The following is a 20,568-nucleotide window of genomic DNA, read 5'->3' as shown; positions in this document are numbered from 1 at the left end:
TCATTTCCCTTTTTCGTAATTTTAATCCCGTAAAATCATAAGAAAATGAACAATTTACCTAAGCTAGATAGATTTAATGAAAACGTACTGTCTAAATATCAAATTTACAACAGTATTTTCTCGACGCTACCTTTTGACACCATAGACGATACTGGGGTTTTATTACCTCTTTTACATAAAGTTTGTAACAAAGGTTTTAAATTAGAAAAAAACCCTACAGAAATTGTAGAACACTTTTTTAATAAATACCAAGACGAACCTTCAGAAAAAGAAAAATCTGATTTACTTTTTCGTTTTATTCAATTTATAGAACGTCAAGTAGTTTTATTTGATGCTGTAGAAGATGCTGCATATCCTATTGTAAATAATATGGATGGTTTTGGAACGTTAAGAAACTCTAAGGAACTAGCGCTATTAAGCAATAAAAAAGACGAACTAAAAAAGCATTTAGAAGATTTTAAAGTACGTATTGTATTAACGGCACACCCAACACAATTTTACCCTGGGTCTGTTTTAGGTATCATTACAGATTTAGACAAGGCAATACAAAATGATGATTTACTACTCATTAGAAAACTATTAGCTCAATTAGGGAAAACACCTTTCTATAAAAAAGAAAAGCCCTCTCCTTTTGATGAAGCTGTAAGTTTAATTTGGTATTTAGAACACGTATTTTATCACTCTGTTCCTAAAATATACAACTACATTCAACATCATATTTATGATGGTGAACCGATAGAAAATGAAATTATTGAACTTGGTTTTTGGCCAGGTGGAGATAGAGATGGAAACCCATTTGTAACTACTAAAATTACTTTAGATGTTGCAGAAAGATTGCGTCAAACAATTTTAAGAAATTATTACAGAGACATTAGACGTTTAAAAAGACGTTATACTTTTGATGGTGTGCAAGAAATTTTTGCAAGGTTAGAAAAAAGACTTTACAAGCATGTTGTAAGAAGCTATACAAAAGTTAACTTTTCTCAAAAAATCTTATTAGATGAGCTATATGCTGCCAGAGAAATTATTGTAAATGATCATCAATCTTTATTTGTAGAAGAATTGAATGATGTTATCAATAAAGTTAGAATTTTCGGTTTTCATTTTGCAACTTTAGATATTAGACAAGACAGTAGAGTGCATCACCAAGCATTTACACAAATTGTAGAAGATTTACTTAAAACAGGAGATACTACTTTTCCTAAAAACTATTTAAATCTTTCTGATGAAGAACAAGTTGAAATTTTATCTGTTGTAAAAGGAAGTATTGACCCAAGTATTTTAACGGATGAAACTTCTGTTAAAACCATAGAGTCTATTTATGCTTTAAAAGAAATTCAGCAAAGAAATGGAGAACGTGGAGCAAACCGTTACATTATTAGTAACAACCAAAGTGCTTTACACGTAATGCAAACTTTTGCAATGTTAAACTTATGTGGTTTTGAAAATGAATTACCAGTAGATGTAATTCCACTTTTTGAAACAGTAGAAGATTTAGAAAATGCAGAAGATGTAATGAGAACTTTATACTCTAATAAAGTATATAGACACCATGTTGCCAAAAGGAAAAACAAACAAACGATTATGTTAGGTTTTTCTGATGGAACAAAAGATGGTGGTTATTTAATGGCTAACTGGGGTATTTTTAAGGCAAAAGAAGCTTTAACAAGAATCTCTAGAGAATTTGATATTGAAGTAATTTTCTTTGACGGACGTGGTGGACCACCAGCTCGTGGAGGAGGAAAAACACACCAATTTTATGCTTCTTTAGGCCCAACAATTGAGGATAAAGAAATACAATTAACCATACAAGGACAAACAATTAGTTCTAATTTTGGTACACAAAACTCATCTCAATACAACTTAGAACAATTATTAAGTTCTGGTATTAAAAATGATGTTTTTACCAAAGATCAATTAAATGATAGCCATAGGGAATTGATAAACGACATGGCTGCTACAAGTTACCAAAAGTATGTAGATTTTAAAAATCATCCTAAATTTTTATCGTATTTAGAAAAAATGAGTACGTTAAAATACTATGCAAAAACAAATATTGGAAGTAGACCAAGTAAACGTGGTGGCTCTGACAAGTTAGACTTTTCTGCATTAAGAGCAATTCCTTTTGTTGGTAGCTGGAGTCAGTTAAAGCAAAACGTACCAGGTTTCTTTGGTGTAGGTACTGCACTTAAAAAATACGAAGATGCTGGTAGATTTGAAGAAGTAAAAGAGTTTTATCACGCTTCAGATTTCTTTAGAACTTTGTTAGAAAATAGTATGATGAGTTTAACCAAATCTTTCTTTGGTTTAACTTCTTATATGGCAGATGATGAAGAATTTGGTGAATTTTGGACTCTAATATTCACAGAGTACGAAACTACTAAAAGACTGCTTTTAAAACTTACCGGAGAATCTGAATTAATGGAAAATTTCCCTGTAGGAAAAGCATCTATAGAGATTAGAGAACAAATTGTATTGCCTTTATTAACAATACAGCAATTTGCTTTAAAGAAAATTCAAGAACTTCAAAAAACTGGAGGAAGCCCAGAAGAAATTGAAGTGTATGAAAAAATGGTAATGCGTTCTTTATTTGGTAATATTAATGCAAGTAGAAACTCTGCTTAAAAACTTATTTATCAAATAATTATAGTATATTTATAAAGTAAAATTACGTACCATGAAAAAATACGCTTTCTTACTTTTAACTTTATTTGTTGGTAGTTTTTGTTTTTCACAACAACAAACTACCAACAATAATTTTATTCCTGTTAGTATTTACACTACTTCTTTTCAGGTTAAAACAGACATTAAACCTTCTTATGCTTCTCTTAAGAAAAATTTAAACTTCAAAAAATATTATAAATTTTCTACAATTTCTTTTGAAGATATTGATAATAACCTATTTGTAATTTCTACTGAAAACCTTACTACAAAAGCTACTAAATTTATCTATGACGATTATAAAAATTATAGAGACGAAAACTTATTAAAAGGATTTTTACAAAAATATGATCCTACAAGGTGGGACCCTATCAACTTTACATCACAGAAGCTTAATTAATTTTCTTTAATATTTTTTTTAATTATTTAAAATAATATCATTTATTTCTTTTAGAGCACTTGTACCACTACCTCTATAAACAATTTTATTATTAGAATCTATTAATATTAATGTTGGATAGTATTTGATATTCAAATCCCTTATAATTCCAGCACCCATTCTTGATCTTTCTACAAAGAAATGATTCCATTTCATGTCATTTTCATGAACAAAATCTTTCACCTTTGTAACCTCTTTATCATAAGAAATACTTAATAAATTCACATTTTCGGCATTTTTAGAATAGAAAGATTTAAGTTCTGGAATTGCATCTTTACATGGTTTACACCAAGTACCCCAAAAATCTAATAAAGTATATTTTTTATTTTTAGAGAAGATATACAATTTAGTTTCATCTCCATTTAGATCTACAATTTTTAAATTGTTTATTGTTTGTCCTGTTCTAAATCCATAAATTTCTTTTTTATTAGTTACTCTAAGTATTAATTTAGAAACATTATTAGTAATACTATCAATAACATAAATTTTATTTGCTAGCTTAATTGAGTCTTTAATTCGATATTCAAAATTACCATTAACAGTAAAATCATTTTTATTAAACTTTAAAGAATCTGGTTTTATTAAAACTGTTAGCCAAGAATTATAATATCCTTGTATTGCTATGTTATATTTTTGTTTATCAACCTCTAAAGATCCTGACCAATAATCTTTTAGTTTAATAATTAATCTTGACTTCTTTAAAATATCATTATTTGAATATGAGAACCGATAATCATTTAAAGATGGATAAACGATAGCTTTTCGTTTAAAATTATTTATTTGAGAATCTTTAAAATTCCAATAATTGAAATTTATTAAAGGTATATTTCTTATAGTTAAAGAATCATCTGGGTCTATTCTGAAGTTATTATCAAAGTATATAGGATTATCATCCGAAAAATCACCATTATTATTATCATCAACAATAATAACTTGTTTGGTTTTAGTAAATTTTATTGCTGTTAATAATAGTTTTTGTTCTGGTTTTTTAATTTCTATAGTACTATCAATATTTTTTTTAATAAACTCATCTCTATTCAAGTATCCTTTCTGATACATTTCAAAATAAAATTTTCGATAATCAGTATAAAGTGTAGAAATTATAATAGAATCGTCTTTTTTAAATTTAGATAGTTCTAATTGTTTATTATAATATTCTGGAAACTTTTCATTCAATGAAAAAATTCTCCTTGTATCAAATTGTCTATTAAACGCAATATCTTGATTAATTACCAAAGTTAATTCCGTTTCTATATTCTTAAGTTTGGTTTTAGTTTTGCATCCAAAAAATATGACCATTATACTAATAATAATAATTACTCTCATACATAACTAATGTTAAAAAAATCAATATATAAAAAAATACCCAAAACCAAACCTTAATTAATTTTCTTTATCTTTAGAAAAAAGAAAAAGAATGCTTGTAAAAGTCTATGGCTCTGCTGTTTTTGGTATCGAGGCAACCACAATTACCGTAGAAGTAAATATTGATAAAGGAATTGGCTACCATTTGGTTGGTTTACCAGATAATGCAGTTAGAGAAAGTTCTTACCGAATTTCTGCTGCGTTAAACAACAATAACTACAAACTTCCTGGAAAGAAAATCATTATTAATATGGCTCCCGCCGATATTAGAAAAGAAGGTGCTTCTTATGATTTAACTTTGGCTGTTGGAATTTTAGCCGCATCAGCTCAAATAAAATCCGAAGCTATTCATGAATACATTATTATGGGCGAACTTTCTCTAGACGGAAGCTTACAACCCATAAGAGGCGCTTTACCAATTGCCATAAAAGCAAGAGAAGAAGGTTATAAGTATTTAATTCTTCCGAAAGAAAATGCTAAAGAAGCTGCCATTGTAGATGATTTAGAAGTTTTAGGTGTCGAAAATATATTAGAAGTAATCAATCATTTTAATGATGATAAAAAAATTGAACCAACCATTGTTGATACAAGAGCTGAGTTTTATAAAAACATAGATTTCCCAGAGTTCGATTTTTCTGATGTAAAAGGACAAGAATCTATAAAACGATGTATGGAAATTGCCGCTGCTGGCGGACATAATATTATTTTAATTGGTCCTCCAGGATCAGGAAAAACAATGTTAGCAAAAAGATTGCCTTCTATTTTACCACCAATGACCTTACATGAAGCATTAGAGACTACAAAGATTCATTCTGTAGTTGGTAAAATAAAAAAGGAAGGCTTACTATACCAACGTCCTTTTAGAAGCCCACATCACACAATTTCGAATGTTGCACTTGTTGGAGGCGGGCAATATCCTCGTCCTGGAGAAATTTCGTTATCTCATAATGGTGTTTTATTTTTAGATGAATTACCAGAATTTAAAAGAGATGTTTTAGAAGTTATGCGTCAACCTTTAGAAGATAGAGAAGTTACTATTTCTAGAGCAAAATTTACAGTTACTTACCCAAGTAGTTTTATGTTAGTGGCAAGTATGAATCCGAGTCCGAGTGGTTTTTTTAATGACCCAAACAGCCCAATGACTTCTTCTCCACAAGAAATGCAACGTTATTTAAGCAAAATTTCTGGACCATTATTAGACAGAATAGATATTCATATAGAAGTTACTCCTGTTCCATTTGCAAAACTATCTGAAGAGCGCAAAGGAGAATCTAGTGTAGCAATTAGAGAACGAGTTACGGCGTCTAGAGAAATACAATCTGAGCGTTTTAAAGATTTCGAAAACGTACATTATAATGCACAAATGAGCGTAAAACAGATTCGCGAATTCTGTAAATTATCACCAGAAAGTTTATCACTTTTAAAAACCGCTATGGAAAAATTAAACCTTTCTGCAAGAGCCTATGATCGAATATTAAAAGTATCTAGAACTATTGCTGATTTAGCAAATTCTAAAGACATTTCTCCAGATCATATTGCAGAAGCCATACAATATAGAAGTTTAGATAGAGATGGTTGGCTGGGATAAAATTAATTTTTATAAACGCAAATTCGCAGAGAATTACAGTTAATAATCTGTTTGTTTTTTTTTTACTAAATGATGAGCTTTGTTTCTGAAAAAGCAATGAATTTTCACTAAAATTAGCTACGCTTTCTTTTCAAATAAATATTATAAAGTAGGCCAAACATAATTAAACAGACACCTAATAAAGTCCATAAATTATAAATTTCATCAAACCAAAAAGCACCAATTACAATCATAAAAACAACTTCTAAATATTTTAAAGGTACAACTACGTTTGTTTCTCCAGATTGTAATGATTTTGTCATGTATAACTGACCAACATACCCAAAAAAACCTAAACTTAATAAAAGTAACCACTCTGTTAAATTAGGCGTTTTCCAATATTTTATAGACATAATTCCGCCAAATGAAAATGCTAAAATCATAAAATAATTTATAATCACTAGAGGATTTTCTGAATCTCCTAGTTTTCTAATTACAATAAATATCAACCCTAAAAAAATTGCAGATAAAATTGCAAAAATTACTCCCAAAGAATTAACATCTGCCCCAAAACCCTTAATAACTAAAACTCCAATAAAAGCGATTAAAAATAAGACCCATTGAACTGATTTAATTTTCTCTTTTAAGAAAAATAATGCAAAAATAGCCCCAAAAATAGGTGATGTATACCTTAAAGAAACCGCGGTTCCTAAAGAAAGATAATTTAAAGACATAAAAAAACAGGTTAAAGAAATAACTCCAAAAAGACCTCGTAGAAACAATAGTTTTTTGTTATTTCCTAAAATAGGAATCTTCGCTTTTATAATTAATGGAACAGTGAATAACAGCGTACCAATAGATCTAAAAAACACAATTTGATACGCATCAAAAGCACCTAAATATTTTACAACTGCATTCATCAAAGAAAATGCAATAACACTAAAAATCATATAAAAAATTGCTGTTGAGCTCTTCATAAAAAAGGAAAAATTTACTACTTAAAAAGTATTTACTAATATTCAAAAATACCATAAAAAAGACATTTTATAATTATATAGTCAATAAATATAAAAGCAACAAACAAAATACATTATTGTTAACAAAAAGTTAATTTTATTAAACTTTCAATATCAATAACACATTATAACACCTTATTATTATAAATTAAATAAATAAACATACTTATTATTAAATTTTTCATACTGTAAAAAATAAATAGTTTTATAATTTAGTTGATGTAAATTCTTATAAAATTCTAATAGATGAAAACAACAAATTTTAATAGACGTGAGTGGTTAAAAAAAGGAGCATTAACCTTAGGTGCAATGGCTTTAGTACCTCATGATATATGGAGCAGCAACGTACTAACCGCTCAAAAAGAAGGCAGAACTTTCTTATACAATTCTAACAACTATTTTAATGAATTTACACCTCCTATAATAGAAGAGGAAAGTACATTAACCATTTTAAGATCTAATGAAAACCCTTACGGACCACCACCAAAAGCAGCAAAAGCTTTTCAAGACGAAGTTTTTAAAGGAAATAGATATGCTTGGGAATCTTTAAACGATCTAAAAACTAAAATAGCCAAGAACGAAGGCATTAACACTAACCAAATTTTAATGGGCCCTGGTTCTTCAGATTTGTTGGAAAAAGTAGCCATGGTCTTCTTTCAAGAAGGTGGTAATGTAATTAGTGCAGACCCTAGTTATATGTCTTTAATTGTAGTTGCAAAATCTGTAGGTGGTAATTGGAAATCTTATAAATTATTAGAAGATTCTCAACACGATTTAGACGCTATGGAAGCAGGAATTGATGAGAATACAAAATTAGTATACATCTGTAACCCTAACAACCCAACAGGTTCAATTACAGATGCTAAAAAGTTAAGAGAATTTTGTAGCAGAGTTTCAGAAAAAGTACCCGTTTTTGTTGATGAAGCTTATATTGAGCTATCTAAAAACGGAATTAAAGATTCTATGAACTCTCTAGTTGCAGAAGGTAAAAATGTAATAGTAGCAAGAACTTTTTCTAAAATTCATGGAATGGCTGGCTTAAGAGTTGGGTACGCTATTGGTAAAAAAGAAACTTTAGATATTATAAGCGAAATTACACGTGGCGGGATGGGAATTACAGGTCCATCAATAGCCGCAGCAATTACTAGTTTAGAAAATACCGAGTTTTTAGATTCTTGTAAAACCAAAATTGCAGATGCTAGAACATATACAATGGGTTATTTAAAAGAAAAGAATTTTTCTTGTTTACCATCTGAAACAAATTTTATAATTTTTGAAATCCCTATGGAAGGAAAAGAATTTTTAAAGAAAATTTACGCTAAAAATGTGGCTGTAAAATCTTTTAAATTTTGGGATAAAAATTGGTGTAGAGTAAGTATTGGTACCATGGATGAAATGAAATTATTTACGAATGCTATGACAGAAATTTTTGCATAATTTATGGATGGCGCTTTAGAAAAATCAATTTCATTTATCCTATTTATTTTAATAGGAGTTCTCTTAAAAAAGAAAATATCTACCGGAGAACAAACTAACGGATTAAAAAGTTTAATTCTAACACTTGCATTACCTGCAACTATATTTATTGCTTTATTAAAAGTAAAAGTTGATGGAAATTTAATTCTATTTCCAATTTTAGCTTTAGGTTTTAATGTAATACTTTTTGCGGTTACACCTATATTATTAAAAATTATTGGTATTGATATAAATTCTGATAAAGGTAGAAGTGCCAAACTACTAATACCTTCTTTAGCTCCCGGTTTATCTTGTTTTGCTTTTATATTAGAATTTTTAGGTGATGGTTCTTTAGCAAAAGCTGCAATGGCAGATTTGGGTAACAAGTTTTTTGTGCTTTTTTTACTCTATTTAGTAGCCTTAAAATGGCATTATAAAAATGCTGATTTTGAAGCAAATTCGCTAAAAACAAAATTAAAAGGACTTTTTAAAGCATTACTTTACGAGCCTGTAAACTTATTTATAATTGCAGCATTGGTATTGGTTTCTTTTGGAATTACACTAGACAAAATTCCTGGTTATTTATCAATCACCTTAACAAGGTTGAGCTATATAATGACGCCTTTAGTCTTACTTTTTATTGGTTTAGCTGTAAAAATTAAAAAAGAACAATTTCTTCAATTGTTTTCTTTACTCCTTTTAAGAGCTGCTTTTACATTGCTTTTAATTGCTGGAATTATTTTATTTGCAGATATAACAATCAAAAAAGATATTTTAGTAATGATTGCTTTTGCTTTAAGCTCTGCTAGTTTTTGGCCTTTTGCACATATTTCTGCCATAAACCTAAAAGAGAAAAAAGAAAATACCCTAGAAAAAACTTTTGATATTAATTTTGCCTTATCAATTTTAGCACTTTCTTTGCCTATTTCAGTTTTATTAATTTTAGGAATATTAACAACTGGTAATACTTTTACCAATATAGATAACATTTTAATATTAGGCACAACACTCTTCTTTATCGGAATTTTGTACCCAGTATTCATTAAAATAAAAAGAAATGTAGTTTCTAAAAAAAGTGATAATACTTCTAGTATTAAAAAAAATAAAATCCAGCTTTCTGCTGATAAATAAAGCAACAACTATTAAAAAAATAAAAACCCTTTCATATTAATGAAAGGGTTTTCTTAAATTATTTAGAGAAATTAAAAACTCCAATTTTTATAACTACTAGAGCTCTCTAATTGTTCTTCGATAGTATCATCTAATTCTTTAAAAAAGTCGATACCTGTTAAAGCTTCTACTTTATCTACCGAAACCACAAATTTGTACAAAGGCAAATTCGATTCTTTATGAGGCATTAAAAATGCCAACATTTTAATTTTTCCGTTTGTTTTATCTAAGATTACTTTATAAAACTGATTTGGTACAGCAACAGCTTCACTACCAATTGTTTTTAAATTATTTTCTAAAACGCCTCCAGTAATTACAAATACACCATCGTTTTTCTTTGCCCAATAACGTACTTTCTGTTCTAAGCGATTCCAAACACCTGCGTTAAATTTATGCTCTTGCGGACTGATATTACTTGTTAAAAAGGTTTCATCATGTGCCGATTTAGAAAAACGTCTGTCGGCAGCAGGACATAAATGCCCTTTATCGTAACCAGACTTTTTATAATTACGCCAATGTGCTGCTTTGGTTTTTACTGCGTTATCAATTTCAAAATAAGGTCTTTTGTAATTGGTGCTACTTAAATCGGATGCTTTTAACTCATACGCAACCCATTCTGCTTGTTCGTGTTTTTCGCTATAGGATAATGAATAATTTTGATGATGTACCACTTGGTTTGTAGTACTTGTTGGCAAAAAATACTGGTTGGTAGTTGCTTTTGGTGTTTTACCATTTTCTATGATACTTTTTTCTTTTTGAGCATCTAACAGTTCTTCAGAACCTAAAACAGCTACTAAAATGATAATGGCTATTATGGATAGTACTTGTTTTCTTTTCAAGGTGATTATTTTAAGTTGTAAAGGTATGAATAAAGATAAAGTTAATACACTTCATAAATCATATGAGATTCCTCAATCTCCTAAAAAGACTCATTTCGGAATTACAGAAAGAGAAAATGACAATAGAATTACTAAGAACTGTAATTTAAAATAGTATTCCTTATTTAATCCTAAAATTCCGCGTTAAGGATTGAGCGGTCTGTTTGAGCTCTTTTTTATTTTTCATAAAAAAAGCGAGTAGTGGAAGCCTGTTAAAACGCCCAAAAAAAGCATAATTATTATGAGATTCCTCAATCGCCTAAAAAGGCTCATTTCGGAATGACAAGGTGTGAAAAAAACGGAAATTAGAAGCAAAGAAAAACCCTCTCAAATTAATGAAAGGGTTTTGTATATTTTGCAATCTAAAAAACAAGATTGCCGCGTCATTACTTCCTCGCAATGACAAATAGTTTTAGTATCTATAGTGTTCTGGTTTATAAGGACCATCTACTGTTACACCAATATAAGATGCTTGCTCTTCGCGTAATTCTGTAAGCTCTACTCCTATTTTTGCAAGGTGTAATTTGGCTACTTTTTCATCTAAATGTTTTGGTAACATGTATACATCATTTCCGTAAGCATCAGCGTTTTTCCATAATTCGATTTGCGCTAAAGTTTGGTTTGTAAATGAGTTAGACATTACAAAACTTGGGTGACCTGTAGCACAACCTAAGTTTACTAAACGTCCTTCTGCTAATAAAATAATGTCATTTCCGTTGATGTTATATTTATCAACCTGAGGTTTGATCGTATCTTTTGTATTACCATGGTTTTTGTTTAACCAAGCCATGTCAATTTCGTTATCAAAGTGCCCAATGTTACATACAATAACTTTGTCTTTCATAGCCTCAAAATGACGACCTTGAATAATATCTTTGTTTCCTGTAGTTGTAATAATAATGTCTGAATTACCAACAACAGTTTCTAATTTTTTAACTTCAAAACCGTCCATCGCAGCTTGTAAAGCACAAATAGGATCGATTTCTGTAACCGTTACAATAGAACCAGCTCCTTTAAATGATGCTGCTGTACCTTTACCTACATCTCCATAACCACAAACAGTAACACGTTTACCTGCTAACATAATATCTGTTGCTCTACGAATTGCATCTACTGCAGATTCTTTACAACCATATTTATTATCAAATTTAGATTTTGTAACAGAATCGTTTACATTAATTGCTGGCATTGGTAAAGTTCCGGCTTTTACTCTTTCGTAAAGTCTATGAACTCCGGTTGTAGTTTCTTCTGATAAACCGTTGATTCCTGCTGCTAATTCTGGATATTTATCTAAAACCATGTTCGTTAAATCCCCACCATCATCTAAAATCATGTTTAATGGTTTTCTATCTTCACCAAAGAATAAAGTTTGCTCGATACACCAGTCAAATTCTTCTTCAGTTAAACCTTTCCAAGCATAAACTGCTGTACCTGCTTCTGCAATTGCTGCTGCTGCTTGGTCTTGTGTAGAAAAAATATTACAAGAACTCCAAGTTACTTCTGCACCTAAAGCTTGTAACGTTTCTATTAAAACTGCTGTTTGAATTGTCATGTGAAGACAACCTGCAATTCTAGCTCCTTTTAAAGGTTGCTCGTTTTTGTATTCTTCTCTTAAAGACATTAAACCTGGCATTTCTGCCTCTGCCAATAAAATTTCTTTTCTTCCCCAAGCTGCAAGAGAAATATCTTTAACTTTGTTTGGTACGTAAGCTATTTTTGTGCTCATATTATGTATATTTATATTCTAATTTTTCGAACTGCAAAGTTACGACATCCATTTTAAAAAAGTATGCCTCTTTACAAAAGTTTAACGGTTAATAAAAACACGAAAGTTCTCATTTGGAAAATTGAAGAATCCTTTAACGATTTAAATACAAACGTTTTACTTACTGATAAAAGTCAAGCTCGTTTAGATGGAATGAAATCTGACTTACACCAAAGAGGATTTTTAAGTGTGCGTCATTTATTAAAAGAAGCTGGTTATTCTGATTCGGATTTAGTTTATGATGAATTTGGAAAACCACACTTAAAAGATGGAAAATTTATTTCTATTACACATTCCTTCACTTTTTCTGGGTTGATAATTTCTGATAATTTACATGTTGGTATTGATATTGAAATGCAACGTGATAAAATTCTGAAAATTGCGCACAAATTTACACATGTTAAAGAGTACGTAACCATTGCAAACCACGATGCTTTAATTAGTAAACTCACCATTGTTTGGGGCGGAAAAGAGAGTTTGTATAAAATATACGGAAAGAAAAAATTACGCTTTTTAGAAAATATTTATATTGAAGATTTTAAGTTTGAAGATGCAAAAACTACCGGAGAAATTAGATACGAAGGTAAAACTACTACCTATAATATTGAGTTTTTAGAGTTTGAAGGTTTTACTTGTGTGTATGCTCACTAAAAGATTAAGGTTTAAAATTATGCCTTTATTAAAATTAAAGTAATTTTTTTTTAACATCTTTTCAGAATAATTTTCTATTAATTACTATAAAACATATAAATCCAGATAGATCTAGAAATTCTTAGATTAAATGTACTTAATAATATAATCGTTGTAATTGCTAAAAGCGCAACAGTTATGTAAGAGAAGTCTAATATAAACTTAAATAAAACCATACCTGCTATCATTTCTGCTGATACAAGTGCATAAGTTACAAACATAGCTCCAAAAAAGAAACCTGGTTCTTTCTCGAATTTAAAATGGCACTCGTTACAAATTGTATACATTTTAGGAGACCTAAACATAAGTAGATTCCCTAATTCACTATACATTTTCCCTTTTTTACAATTAGGACATTTACATTTTAACATATCAATTACATTTGCCATACTCTCTTATTTAATAGTACAACAAAATTAAGTTGATAAAACTGCATTTACCATATAGTATAATCGCTATTTTTTGTACTTTTAGGACATTATTATGAAAATACCTGTTTTAAAAATTGATCAATTTCAAGAATCCGAGTCGTTAAATGATTTGTATATAAATTCTTTCTCAAATCATTTGGAATTGAATAAGAAGTTAATTGACAAACCTCACAGTCATAATTTTTATTTATGTGTTCTTTTTACAGAGGGATTTGGTACACATGAAATTGATTTTAATTCTTATCAAGTAAACCCAGGCAAGGTTTTCTTTTTAAAACCTGGTCAAACTCATTCTTGGCAATTTGATACTAAACCAGAAGGTTTTATCTTTTTCCACTCTCAAGAATTTTATGAAATAAAGTTTTTAGATCATACCCTCCACTCCTTTCCTTTTTATTATTCAAATCAGAATCCGCCTTTCTTAGAATTGTCTAAAATAAAAATGACGGTATTAAAACCAAAGTTTGAAGAAGTCTACGCAGAATATCAACAACAAAACCTTTTAAGAGAGTTAAAAATAATAAACCTTATTAATAGTATTTATATAGATTTAACAAGGGCTTATACAGCAGATGTTAATTTAGAAAAACTCGTTTCTTCTAGTTATTCTATCATACTTGAAAATCTAGAAAACTTAATACATCAACATTTTTATAAAGAGAAATTACCTAAATTTTATTCTGATCAATTAAATATCACCACCAAACACCTTAATAGGGTTGTAAAAAAAGCACTGAATAAAACAACTAGTCAATTAATTTCTGAGAGAATTATCTTAGAATCGAAAAGATTAATCATTCATTCTGAAAATAATTTAGCTGCTATTGCAGATACACTTCAGTTTTCTGACTACGCTTATTTTTCAAGGTTCTTTAAAACTAAAACAGGTTGTACTCCAATGGATTTTAGAAAAAAATATACTTCATAAATAAGTAATTAATCTCTACATGAAAAACAGATCTCTTTAAGATTAATCTCCTTGTAATTTCTTATTTTCGCAGTTGTGAATATTTATCAAAACATTTTATTAGCAAAAGAAGATAGCAAAAAGTTACTTGCCGTTTTAATTGATCCTGAAAAAATCAACTTAGATAAAATTGCTACTTTTTTTGAAAAAGTGCATCAATCTATTGCTACGCATATTTTTGTTGGTGGAAGTACCGATAAAAACAACCTAACCGAAAATGTGGTTGCGGCCATTAAAAAAGAAACTCAATTACCTGTTGTTCTTTTTCCGGGTGATGTAAAACAAATTACACAAAAAGCAGACGGAATTCTATTTCTAAGTTTACTTTCTGGCAGAAATCCTGAATATTTAATTGAACAACAAATAAAAAGTGTTCCGTTTTTAAAGGATTCACCTTTAGAAATTTTACCAACGGGTTACATTTTAATTGACGGTCAAAAAAATACAGCTACTCAAAAAGTAAGCAATACAAAACCAATTTCTCAAGAAAATACCGAACTCATTTTAAACACCGCTTTAGCCGGTGAATTTTCTGGTAAAAAATTGATTTATTTAGAAGCAGGAAGTGGCGCCAAAATACCTGTGGACACAAATATTATCACTGTTGTGAAAAGTAATTTATCGATTCCTTTAATTGTTGGTGGCGGAATTCGTTCTAAAAAGCAACTAGAAACAACTTTTAATGCTGGCGCAGATATAGTGGTTATTGGTACCGCTTTTGAAAATGATGAAGCGTTTTTTAATCAACTTAAAAAATAATACGCTATAATTTTCTCTCTCAGTTTGTCATTTTTAAGTAGTCTTAAATGAATTATACTTTTGACTTTACTGATAAAAACTGAAAAGATTACATTTACAACTTCAAATAAAATTAAATGTCAGAAATTATCGATTTCCTTTTCGGACAATACAAAACCTATTCTACTATAGATATTGTTTTAGAGGTTGTTGCCATAATTTTCGGTTTTTTATCGGTATGGTACTCTAAACAGAATAAAATTTGGGTTTTCCCTACAGGAATGATTAGCACACTTATTTTTGTGTACCTACTTTATAAGTGGGAACTTTTGGGTGACATGATGATTAATGCCTACTATTTTGTAATGAGTATTTATGGCTGGTATATCTGGACTTATAAAAATGATGGTGAGCATGAAACGCCAATTTCTAGGACCACTTTAAAAGAAAAAAAACTAAGTGTACTTATCTTTATTGCCACATTAATTTTTGTGTATGGAGTCTATACGTATTTCGAAAAATGGACTAGTTGGACCGCTTATGTAGATACTTTTACCACAGCAATTTTCTTTGTGGGTATGTGGCTAATGGCAAAACGAAAAATAGAAAATTGGATTTATTGGATTGTTGGAGACATCATTTCTACTCCTTTGTATTTTTATAAAGGATTTACTTTTACTAGTATTCAATATTTAATATTTACTTTTATAGCCATATCAGGTTATTTAGCATGGAAAAAGAACTTAAACAAGACCCGATTAACATCGTAAAAGTTGTTTTATTCGGGCCAGAATCTTCAGGAAAAACAACACTTTCTCGTCATTTAGCACGTTATTATAATACCGTTTGGGCACCAGAATTTGCGCGTGAATATTTGCAAGAAAAATGGAATAACGAACGTAAAACTTGCGAAAAAGAAGATTTACTTCCTATTGCAGTCGGACAAATGAAATTAGAAAATGCTTTGGCTAAAAAAGCTGATAAAATTTTAATTTGCGATACCGATTTACTAGAAACCAAAGTATACTCAGAAGAGTTTTATGGTGGTTTTGTTGATGAAAAATTAGATGAAGCTGCAGATGAAAACACATACGACTTGTACTTATTAACGTATATAGACACACCTTGGGAAGAAGATGATTTACGAGACAGACCAGAGCTACGTTTAGAAATGTTTAATGCTTTCGAGAAATCTTTAATAGACCATAACAGACCTTATATTTTATTAAAAGGCGATAAAGAAACTCGCTTAAGGAATGCCACAGCAGCTATTGATAAAATAATTGCTGATAAAGAAAATTTACATTCGTTTTCTGATTCTTTACAAGATGTAGACATGCATTTTCTACATCAAAATACGGGTGATTTTGGCACTCCGTTTGAGTATTAAATAACAGAATAAGTGATAAGTGATAAGTGATAAGTGATAAGTGATAAGTGATAAGTGATAAGTGATAAGTGATAAGTGATAAAACTATCGAATATTTATCTAAAAACGCTACTATTTTACTTTTTATAGACTTTATTTTTAGAACAAATGAACAAAGAAAACATCTTAAAAGAACTTAATTTTAAAGGCATTAGGAGTTCTGGTGCTGGCGGGCAGCATGTAAATAAAGTATCTTCTAAGATTGAGTTGACTTTCGATTTAGAAAACTCTCTTTCTCTTTCTGATAACGAAAAAGAGCTTTTAAAAACCAAGCTTTCTAATAAACTAACAAAAGAAAACACCTTAATTTTATTTTGTGATGAATCTCGTTCTCAACATAGAAATAAAGATTTGGCTATCAAACGTTTTTTAGAATTATTACGCGTAAATTTAATTCGTCCGAAAAAAAGAAGACCTACAAAACCAAGTAAATCTTCTGTTCGAAAAAATGCGGAAAAGAAGAAGAGAACTTCTGTAAAAAAAGCATTGAGAAAGAAACCTGGGTTAGATTAAAACTAGGTCATTAATCAATAATTAACAACCTTGCTATTTCTAGCAATTCTTTCTTTTCTTCTAAAGTTCTTTCTAACGGAAGTTGTGCTAAACCAATTAACCTTCTCATTATTTCAATACCTGTTATTTGCAAAAAAAGATGTTCATCTAACTTTAATTTATACGCCTGTTTTATTCTAGAAATTAGTAGTTTATTTCCAGTTGCCATCACCATATGCGCTGCCATAACACCCAAATCAAATTCAGCAAAACCTTTAAAACTAAATTCGGGGTCAATTACATACACCTCATCTTCTTTGGTCATCCAACTACCAGGATAATAGTCTCCATGTAAAAGAGTTGTTCCTTCGGATAAATAACGTTCTCCAACTAAAGTAATTTGTGCTTTTAATTTTTCATCATTTTTATAGGCTTGTGATACTGCTTCTAATCCATCTTGAATGGTATCTAAAGAAAAACCATTATCAGTAACAAAAGGTAAAACAAATATATGTTGATGATTTAAAGCGCGTAATTCTTTATTTTCTGGATACGTATTAGAAACTTCACTTTTATGGATATTAGAAAGTATATCCACCAAAAGTTGAATTGATTCCGTTTCAATAACACGGTTTTTATAAAGAAAACTCATGTCTTCGCAATTTCCTAAATCTTCTAAAATTAATACATAATTTTTTGCATCATAAGCAAGAATTTTAGGAATATGACAAGTTATTGCAGGACTTTCAATAGCTTTATAAAACTGATATTCTACATCAATTCGATCTTCTGGCGCAGGAATATCTTGATACTTCTGTACAAAAGGACGCGATTGTTTTACAATAAAAGAACGTTGATTTGTTGTTACACGCAACACCACATTCATATTACCTTCTCCTGGTTTTTCTGCGGATAAAATTTCTTCAGACTCCTTTAAAAAATTGATTTCTAATAGAAATTCTTTGATGATTTTTAAATCTGTATGTATATCAATATACTTCATATTATAATTTATTAAGGTGTTTCCAAAAAGCTTTTTCCATTGCTTTTTTATCTAAATCTGTGTACACACCAATAGTTCTTTTTGTGTTTTCTTTTGGTGTTTGTAAAGGCGTTATCGTTGCATATTCCGAATTAATTAAAGCCTCAATAAGAGCAACGTCCCACATTACCCATTTTTTCTTTTTAGGATCTTTTTTTGTCCACCAACGATTGTATGTATCCCAACGATCTACTAAGATGTCTTTAATGCCGCCTTTTCCTTTTAACTGCTTATCTATCGTTTTCTTTTTAAAAACTAAATGCTGAGAAGTAGTTGCCGTCATTACATTAAACTCTAAATTAACCGTATTTAAAAGTACATCCACTGCAAGTGGATCATTACCCGAATTGAATTCTTTTTTGTTATACGTGTTTGTTTTTACCGTGTGCCAAAAACCAAGATAATTTACACGGATTTTAGAAATGATAGAAGGATCTTCTAAAATTGCAGAAGCAACATTGGTACAAGATCCCAAAATAACCAAATCTAACTTTTCGTTACCTTTCATTTCGTGTGCTTTTTCTATAATAAATTTAGAAGCTTCCGAAGGAGAAGGCGTTGTCATAGATGCTAACGGAACGTTACTACCTAAAGGCAATTTAATCTCTGCGTGGTTCATCACTTTAATGATTTGCTCATTAATAGCCTGACTTTCACCAACCGTATTTTCTGTTGCTTGTGGTGATGTATGAAACTGTGCAGAAGTAATACCTAAAAGATTAAATGCAGGTTCATTTATTGCACGAACCAACGCAAAAAGGTCATCAACCTCATTTGCTGTGTCTGCATCTATAATTAAATGTATCGGTTTTTGTTGTGCTTCTGCAAAAGCTGTAACAAATAAAAAAGTTATGAATATATATATCGTTTTCATGTAATTGGTCATTATTATATATGATGTTTAATTTTAAGATGATAACCTAAAGTTTTATATGTAGATTTTAACCCCACATTTTATATGTCGAAAATTATAGGATTACATATCTTTATTTCTAATTTAAATATTAAATAAATTAATCTTTCTCCCACCAACCTTTACTATTAATATTGTCTCCACCAATTCTTTCTGCAACTTCTTTATAATTAGCGTTGTTAGAAGCTTGTTCTGACTCTGGATACAAATAACGAACTGGGTAACGGCCTTGATTAAGATTATCTGGACCAGCTACTAAATTAGGAATTCCTGTTCTACGAATATTAAACCAAGCTTCATGACCTACAGAAATTAAACTCAACCATTTTTGAGTCATAATTTTTGTGATATCTTCTTCACTTCCATCTAAAGCAATAGCAGTTCTTGTAAAATAATCTGTAGGAATTTCTGTATTGTAATAATCAAAACTAGCTGCAATTCCGTTTTGGTAATACGTATTTGCATCACCAGAAATAAAACCTTTTACAACAGCTTCTGCCAAAGCAAATTGGGTTTCGGAATATTGCATGTATTGTGCATCTACGCCATTAGGAGTATCTCTAAAAATAGTTCCGAATAAAGAAATATTATTTAAATCTACACCACTAGCGGCAATACTATTACTAGATTGTCCGTTTAATAAACCATGAAATTCTGCGGTTGTATTAGCAGTTGCATTTGTAGGCTTATATAAAACTGCCATTCTAGGATCGTTCCAAGATTTTAAAATTTCTTCTACAGTAATCGTCATGGTATGTTCATTATTAATACCAGAAGCTGCATTAAATAAAGGAAACTGATTTGGTGATGTACTTAAATAAGGAAGAACAGCATTATCGTTGTTAGACTGCATGATGTTACCGGAATCTGCCAAAGTTTGTAAATCTGAAAAATCACTTAAACGTTTACTAATACGCACTAGATAACGGACTTGCAAAGAGTTGGCAAATTTTATCCATTTACTTAAATCGCCATTAAATAAAACATCACCTTCAATAATAGCATTGTTGTTTTCTAATGTTGCTGCAGCATTTTTTAAAGTAGCCAAAATACCTGTTTCAGAATCTGTATAAATACTTTCTTGCGTGTCATATTTAGGCGAAAAAACACCATCAATAGCTCCTAAAGCTGCTGTATACGGAACATCATTCCATAAATCGGTAAGTTGAGAGAATAAATAACTTTTCATAATATCACCAACTGCATTATAAGCACTGTTTGTGGTTTCTGAATTTTGTATCGATTCTATGTCAGAAAGCAAACCAAAAATAGCGTTCCAATACTCGCTATTAGATCCCATTTCATAACGATCTATACGTTCAAACTCAATACTAGCCGAAAATTGAGCTAAATAATTGGCTTGTCTAAAGCCTTGATCGAATGCATTTAAATCTGAAGAAACCGAAAGAACATTGGTTAATAAAAACTGCGGAGCAACAGATTCTGGGTTATTGTTATTTGTATTAATTTCTTCGAAATCTTTAGTACACGCAGTAAAAAATGTACTAAAAATGAAGACTCCTAAAAATATATTTTTATAATTTTTCATT

Annotated in this window: 20 protein-coding genes; 12 read left to right on the top strand and 8 right to left on the bottom strand. The window is 29.8% G+C overall.

The genetic code is table 11. The features are described 5' to 3' along the window. Window positions 1-45: 45 nt before the first annotated feature. Window positions 46-2,625, top strand: a complete 2,580-nt coding sequence (locus H0I28_RS15245; RefSeq protein ID WP_218759629.1) for a phosphoenolpyruvate carboxylase — start codon at window positions 46-48, stop codon at window positions 2,623-2,625. Window positions 2,626-2,677: 52 nt separating this feature from the next. Then, window positions 2,678-3,061 carry a hypothetical protein gene (locus H0I28_RS15240; protein WP_218759628.1) on the top strand — a complete coding sequence of 128 codons (384 nt, stop codon included), beginning with the start codon at window positions 2,678-2,680 and terminating at the stop codon, window positions 3,059-3,061. An 18-nt stretch (window positions 3,062-3,079) separates the two neighbouring features. Here H0I28_RS15240 and H0I28_RS15235 read toward each other — a convergent pair whose 3' ends face one another. Beyond that, window positions 3,080-4,426, bottom strand: a complete 1,347-nt coding sequence (locus H0I28_RS15235) for a TlpA disulfide reductase family protein (RefSeq protein ID WP_218759627.1) — start codon at window positions 4,424-4,426, stop codon at window positions 3,080-3,082. A gap of 91 nt (window positions 4,427-4,517) precedes the next feature. Here H0I28_RS15235 and H0I28_RS15230 point away from each other — a divergent pair, with 91 nt between their 5' ends. Next, window positions 4,518-6,053, top strand: a complete 1,536-nt coding sequence (locus H0I28_RS15230; RefSeq protein WP_218732278.1) for a YifB family Mg chelatase-like AAA ATPase — start codon at window positions 4,518-4,520, stop codon at window positions 6,051-6,053. 113 nt (window positions 6,054-6,166) lie between these two features. Here the strand turns inward: H0I28_RS15230 and H0I28_RS15225 are convergent, their stop codons facing one another. Further along, entirely contained in the window at window positions 6,167-7,009 is an 843-nt protein-coding gene (locus H0I28_RS15225; RefSeq protein WP_254712794.1) for a DMT family transporter, read from the bottom strand. Between the two features lie 285 nt (window positions 7,010-7,294). Between H0I28_RS15225 and H0I28_RS15220 the strand changes: the two genes are divergently transcribed. Further along, window positions 7,295-8,485, top strand: a complete 1,191-nt coding sequence (locus H0I28_RS15220; RefSeq protein WP_218759626.1) for a histidinol-phosphate transaminase — start codon at window positions 7,295-7,297, stop codon at window positions 8,483-8,485. 3 nt (window positions 8,486-8,488) lie between these two features. Further along, on the top strand, window positions 8,489-9,634 hold the full coding sequence (locus H0I28_RS15215) for a permease (protein ID WP_218732276.1): 1,146 nt from the start codon (window positions 8,489-8,491) through the stop codon (window positions 9,632-9,634). A 71-nt stretch (window positions 9,635-9,705) separates the two neighbouring features. Here H0I28_RS15215 and H0I28_RS15210 read toward each other — a convergent pair whose 3' ends face one another. Then, complete coding sequence (locus H0I28_RS15210) at window positions 9,706-10,512, bottom strand: DNA/RNA non-specific endonuclease (protein ID WP_218759625.1); 807 nt, start codon at window positions 10,510-10,512, stop codon at window positions 9,706-9,708. A gap of 25 nt (window positions 10,513-10,537) precedes the next feature. Between H0I28_RS15210 and H0I28_RS17675 the strand changes: the two genes are divergently transcribed. Then, a complete protein-coding gene (locus tag H0I28_RS17675) occupies window positions 10,538-10,666 on the top strand; it encodes a hypothetical protein (RefSeq protein ID WP_302850017.1) in 129 nt (42 codons plus the stop codon). A gap of 297 nt (window positions 10,667-10,963) precedes the next feature. Here H0I28_RS17675 and ahcY read toward each other — a convergent pair whose 3' ends face one another. Beyond that, complete coding sequence (gene ahcY / locus H0I28_RS15205; RefSeq protein WP_218732274.1) at window positions 10,964-12,277, bottom strand: adenosylhomocysteinase; 1,314 nt, start codon at window positions 12,275-12,277, stop codon at window positions 10,964-10,966. Between the two features lie 63 nt (window positions 12,278-12,340). Here ahcY and H0I28_RS15200 point away from each other — a divergent pair, with 63 nt between their 5' ends. Further along, window positions 12,341-12,967, top strand: a complete 627-nt coding sequence (locus H0I28_RS15200) for a 4'-phosphopantetheinyl transferase superfamily protein (protein ID WP_218759624.1) — start codon at window positions 12,341-12,343, stop codon at window positions 12,965-12,967. Between the two features lie 77 nt (window positions 12,968-13,044). On the opposite strand, the gene H0I28_RS15195 is transcribed toward H0I28_RS15200, so the two are convergent. Next, window positions 13,045-13,395, bottom strand: coding sequence for a DUF983 domain-containing protein (locus tag H0I28_RS15195; RefSeq protein WP_218759623.1), 351 nt, complete (start codon window positions 13,393-13,395; stop codon window positions 13,045-13,047). 94 nt (window positions 13,396-13,489) lie between these two features. Here H0I28_RS15195 and H0I28_RS15190 point away from each other — a divergent pair, with 94 nt between their 5' ends. From H0I28_RS15190 to arfB, 5 genes are all read left to right on the top strand, one after another. Further along, entirely contained in the window at window positions 13,490-14,365 is an 876-nt protein-coding gene (locus H0I28_RS15190; protein WP_218759622.1) for a helix-turn-helix domain-containing protein, read from the top strand. 75 nt (window positions 14,366-14,440) lie between these two features. After that, window positions 14,441-15,163: a geranylgeranylglyceryl/heptaprenylglyceryl phosphate synthase gene (locus H0I28_RS15185; RefSeq protein ID WP_218759621.1), complete on the top strand. Its 723-nt coding sequence runs from the start codon at window positions 14,441-14,443 to the stop codon at window positions 15,161-15,163. A 116-nt stretch (window positions 15,164-15,279) separates the two neighbouring features. Next, window positions 15,280-15,912: a nicotinamide riboside transporter PnuC gene (gene pnuC / locus H0I28_RS15180; protein WP_218732271.1), complete on the top strand. Its 633-nt coding sequence runs from the start codon at window positions 15,280-15,282 to the stop codon at window positions 15,910-15,912. After that, window positions 15,873-16,532, top strand: coding sequence for an AAA family ATPase (locus H0I28_RS15175; protein WP_218759620.1), 660 nt, complete (start codon window positions 15,873-15,875; stop codon window positions 16,530-16,532). Before pnuC ends, H0I28_RS15175 begins: the two co-directional genes overlap by 40 nt. Window positions 16,533-16,679: 147 nt before the next feature. Continuing rightward, window positions 16,680-17,084 (top strand): alternative ribosome rescue aminoacyl-tRNA hydrolase ArfB, encoded by a 405-nt coding sequence (gene arfB, locus H0I28_RS15170; RefSeq protein ID WP_218759619.1) that lies wholly within the window; start codon window positions 16,680-16,682, stop codon window positions 17,082-17,084. Window positions 17,085-17,094: 10 nt separating this feature from the next. Here arfB and H0I28_RS15165 read toward each other — a convergent pair whose 3' ends face one another. The 3 genes from H0I28_RS15165 to H0I28_RS15155 form a co-directional block, all read right to left on the bottom strand. Further along, entirely contained in the window at window positions 17,095-18,066 is a 972-nt protein-coding gene (locus H0I28_RS15165; RefSeq protein WP_218759618.1) for a phosphotransferase, read from the bottom strand. Window position 18,067: 1 nt separating this feature from the next. Then, window positions 18,068-18,979 carry a nucleoside hydrolase gene (locus H0I28_RS15160; RefSeq protein ID WP_218759617.1) on the bottom strand — a complete coding sequence of 304 codons (912 nt, stop codon included), beginning with the start codon at window positions 18,977-18,979 and terminating at the stop codon, window positions 18,068-18,070. 139 nt (window positions 18,980-19,118) lie between these two features. Beyond that, on the bottom strand, window positions 19,119-20,567 hold the full coding sequence (locus H0I28_RS15155) for a SusD/RagB family nutrient-binding outer membrane lipoprotein (protein ID WP_218759616.1): 1,449 nt from the start codon (window positions 20,565-20,567) through the stop codon (window positions 19,119-19,121). Window position 20,568 lies beyond the last annotated feature (1 nt).

Origin of the sequence: Polaribacter sp. AHE13PA (genome assembly GCF_019278505.1) — a bacterium.
Lineage (GTDB): Bacteria > Bacteroidota > Bacteroidia > Flavobacteriales > Flavobacteriaceae > Polaribacter.
This window is presented reverse-complemented; position numbering and strand designations above follow the sequence as displayed.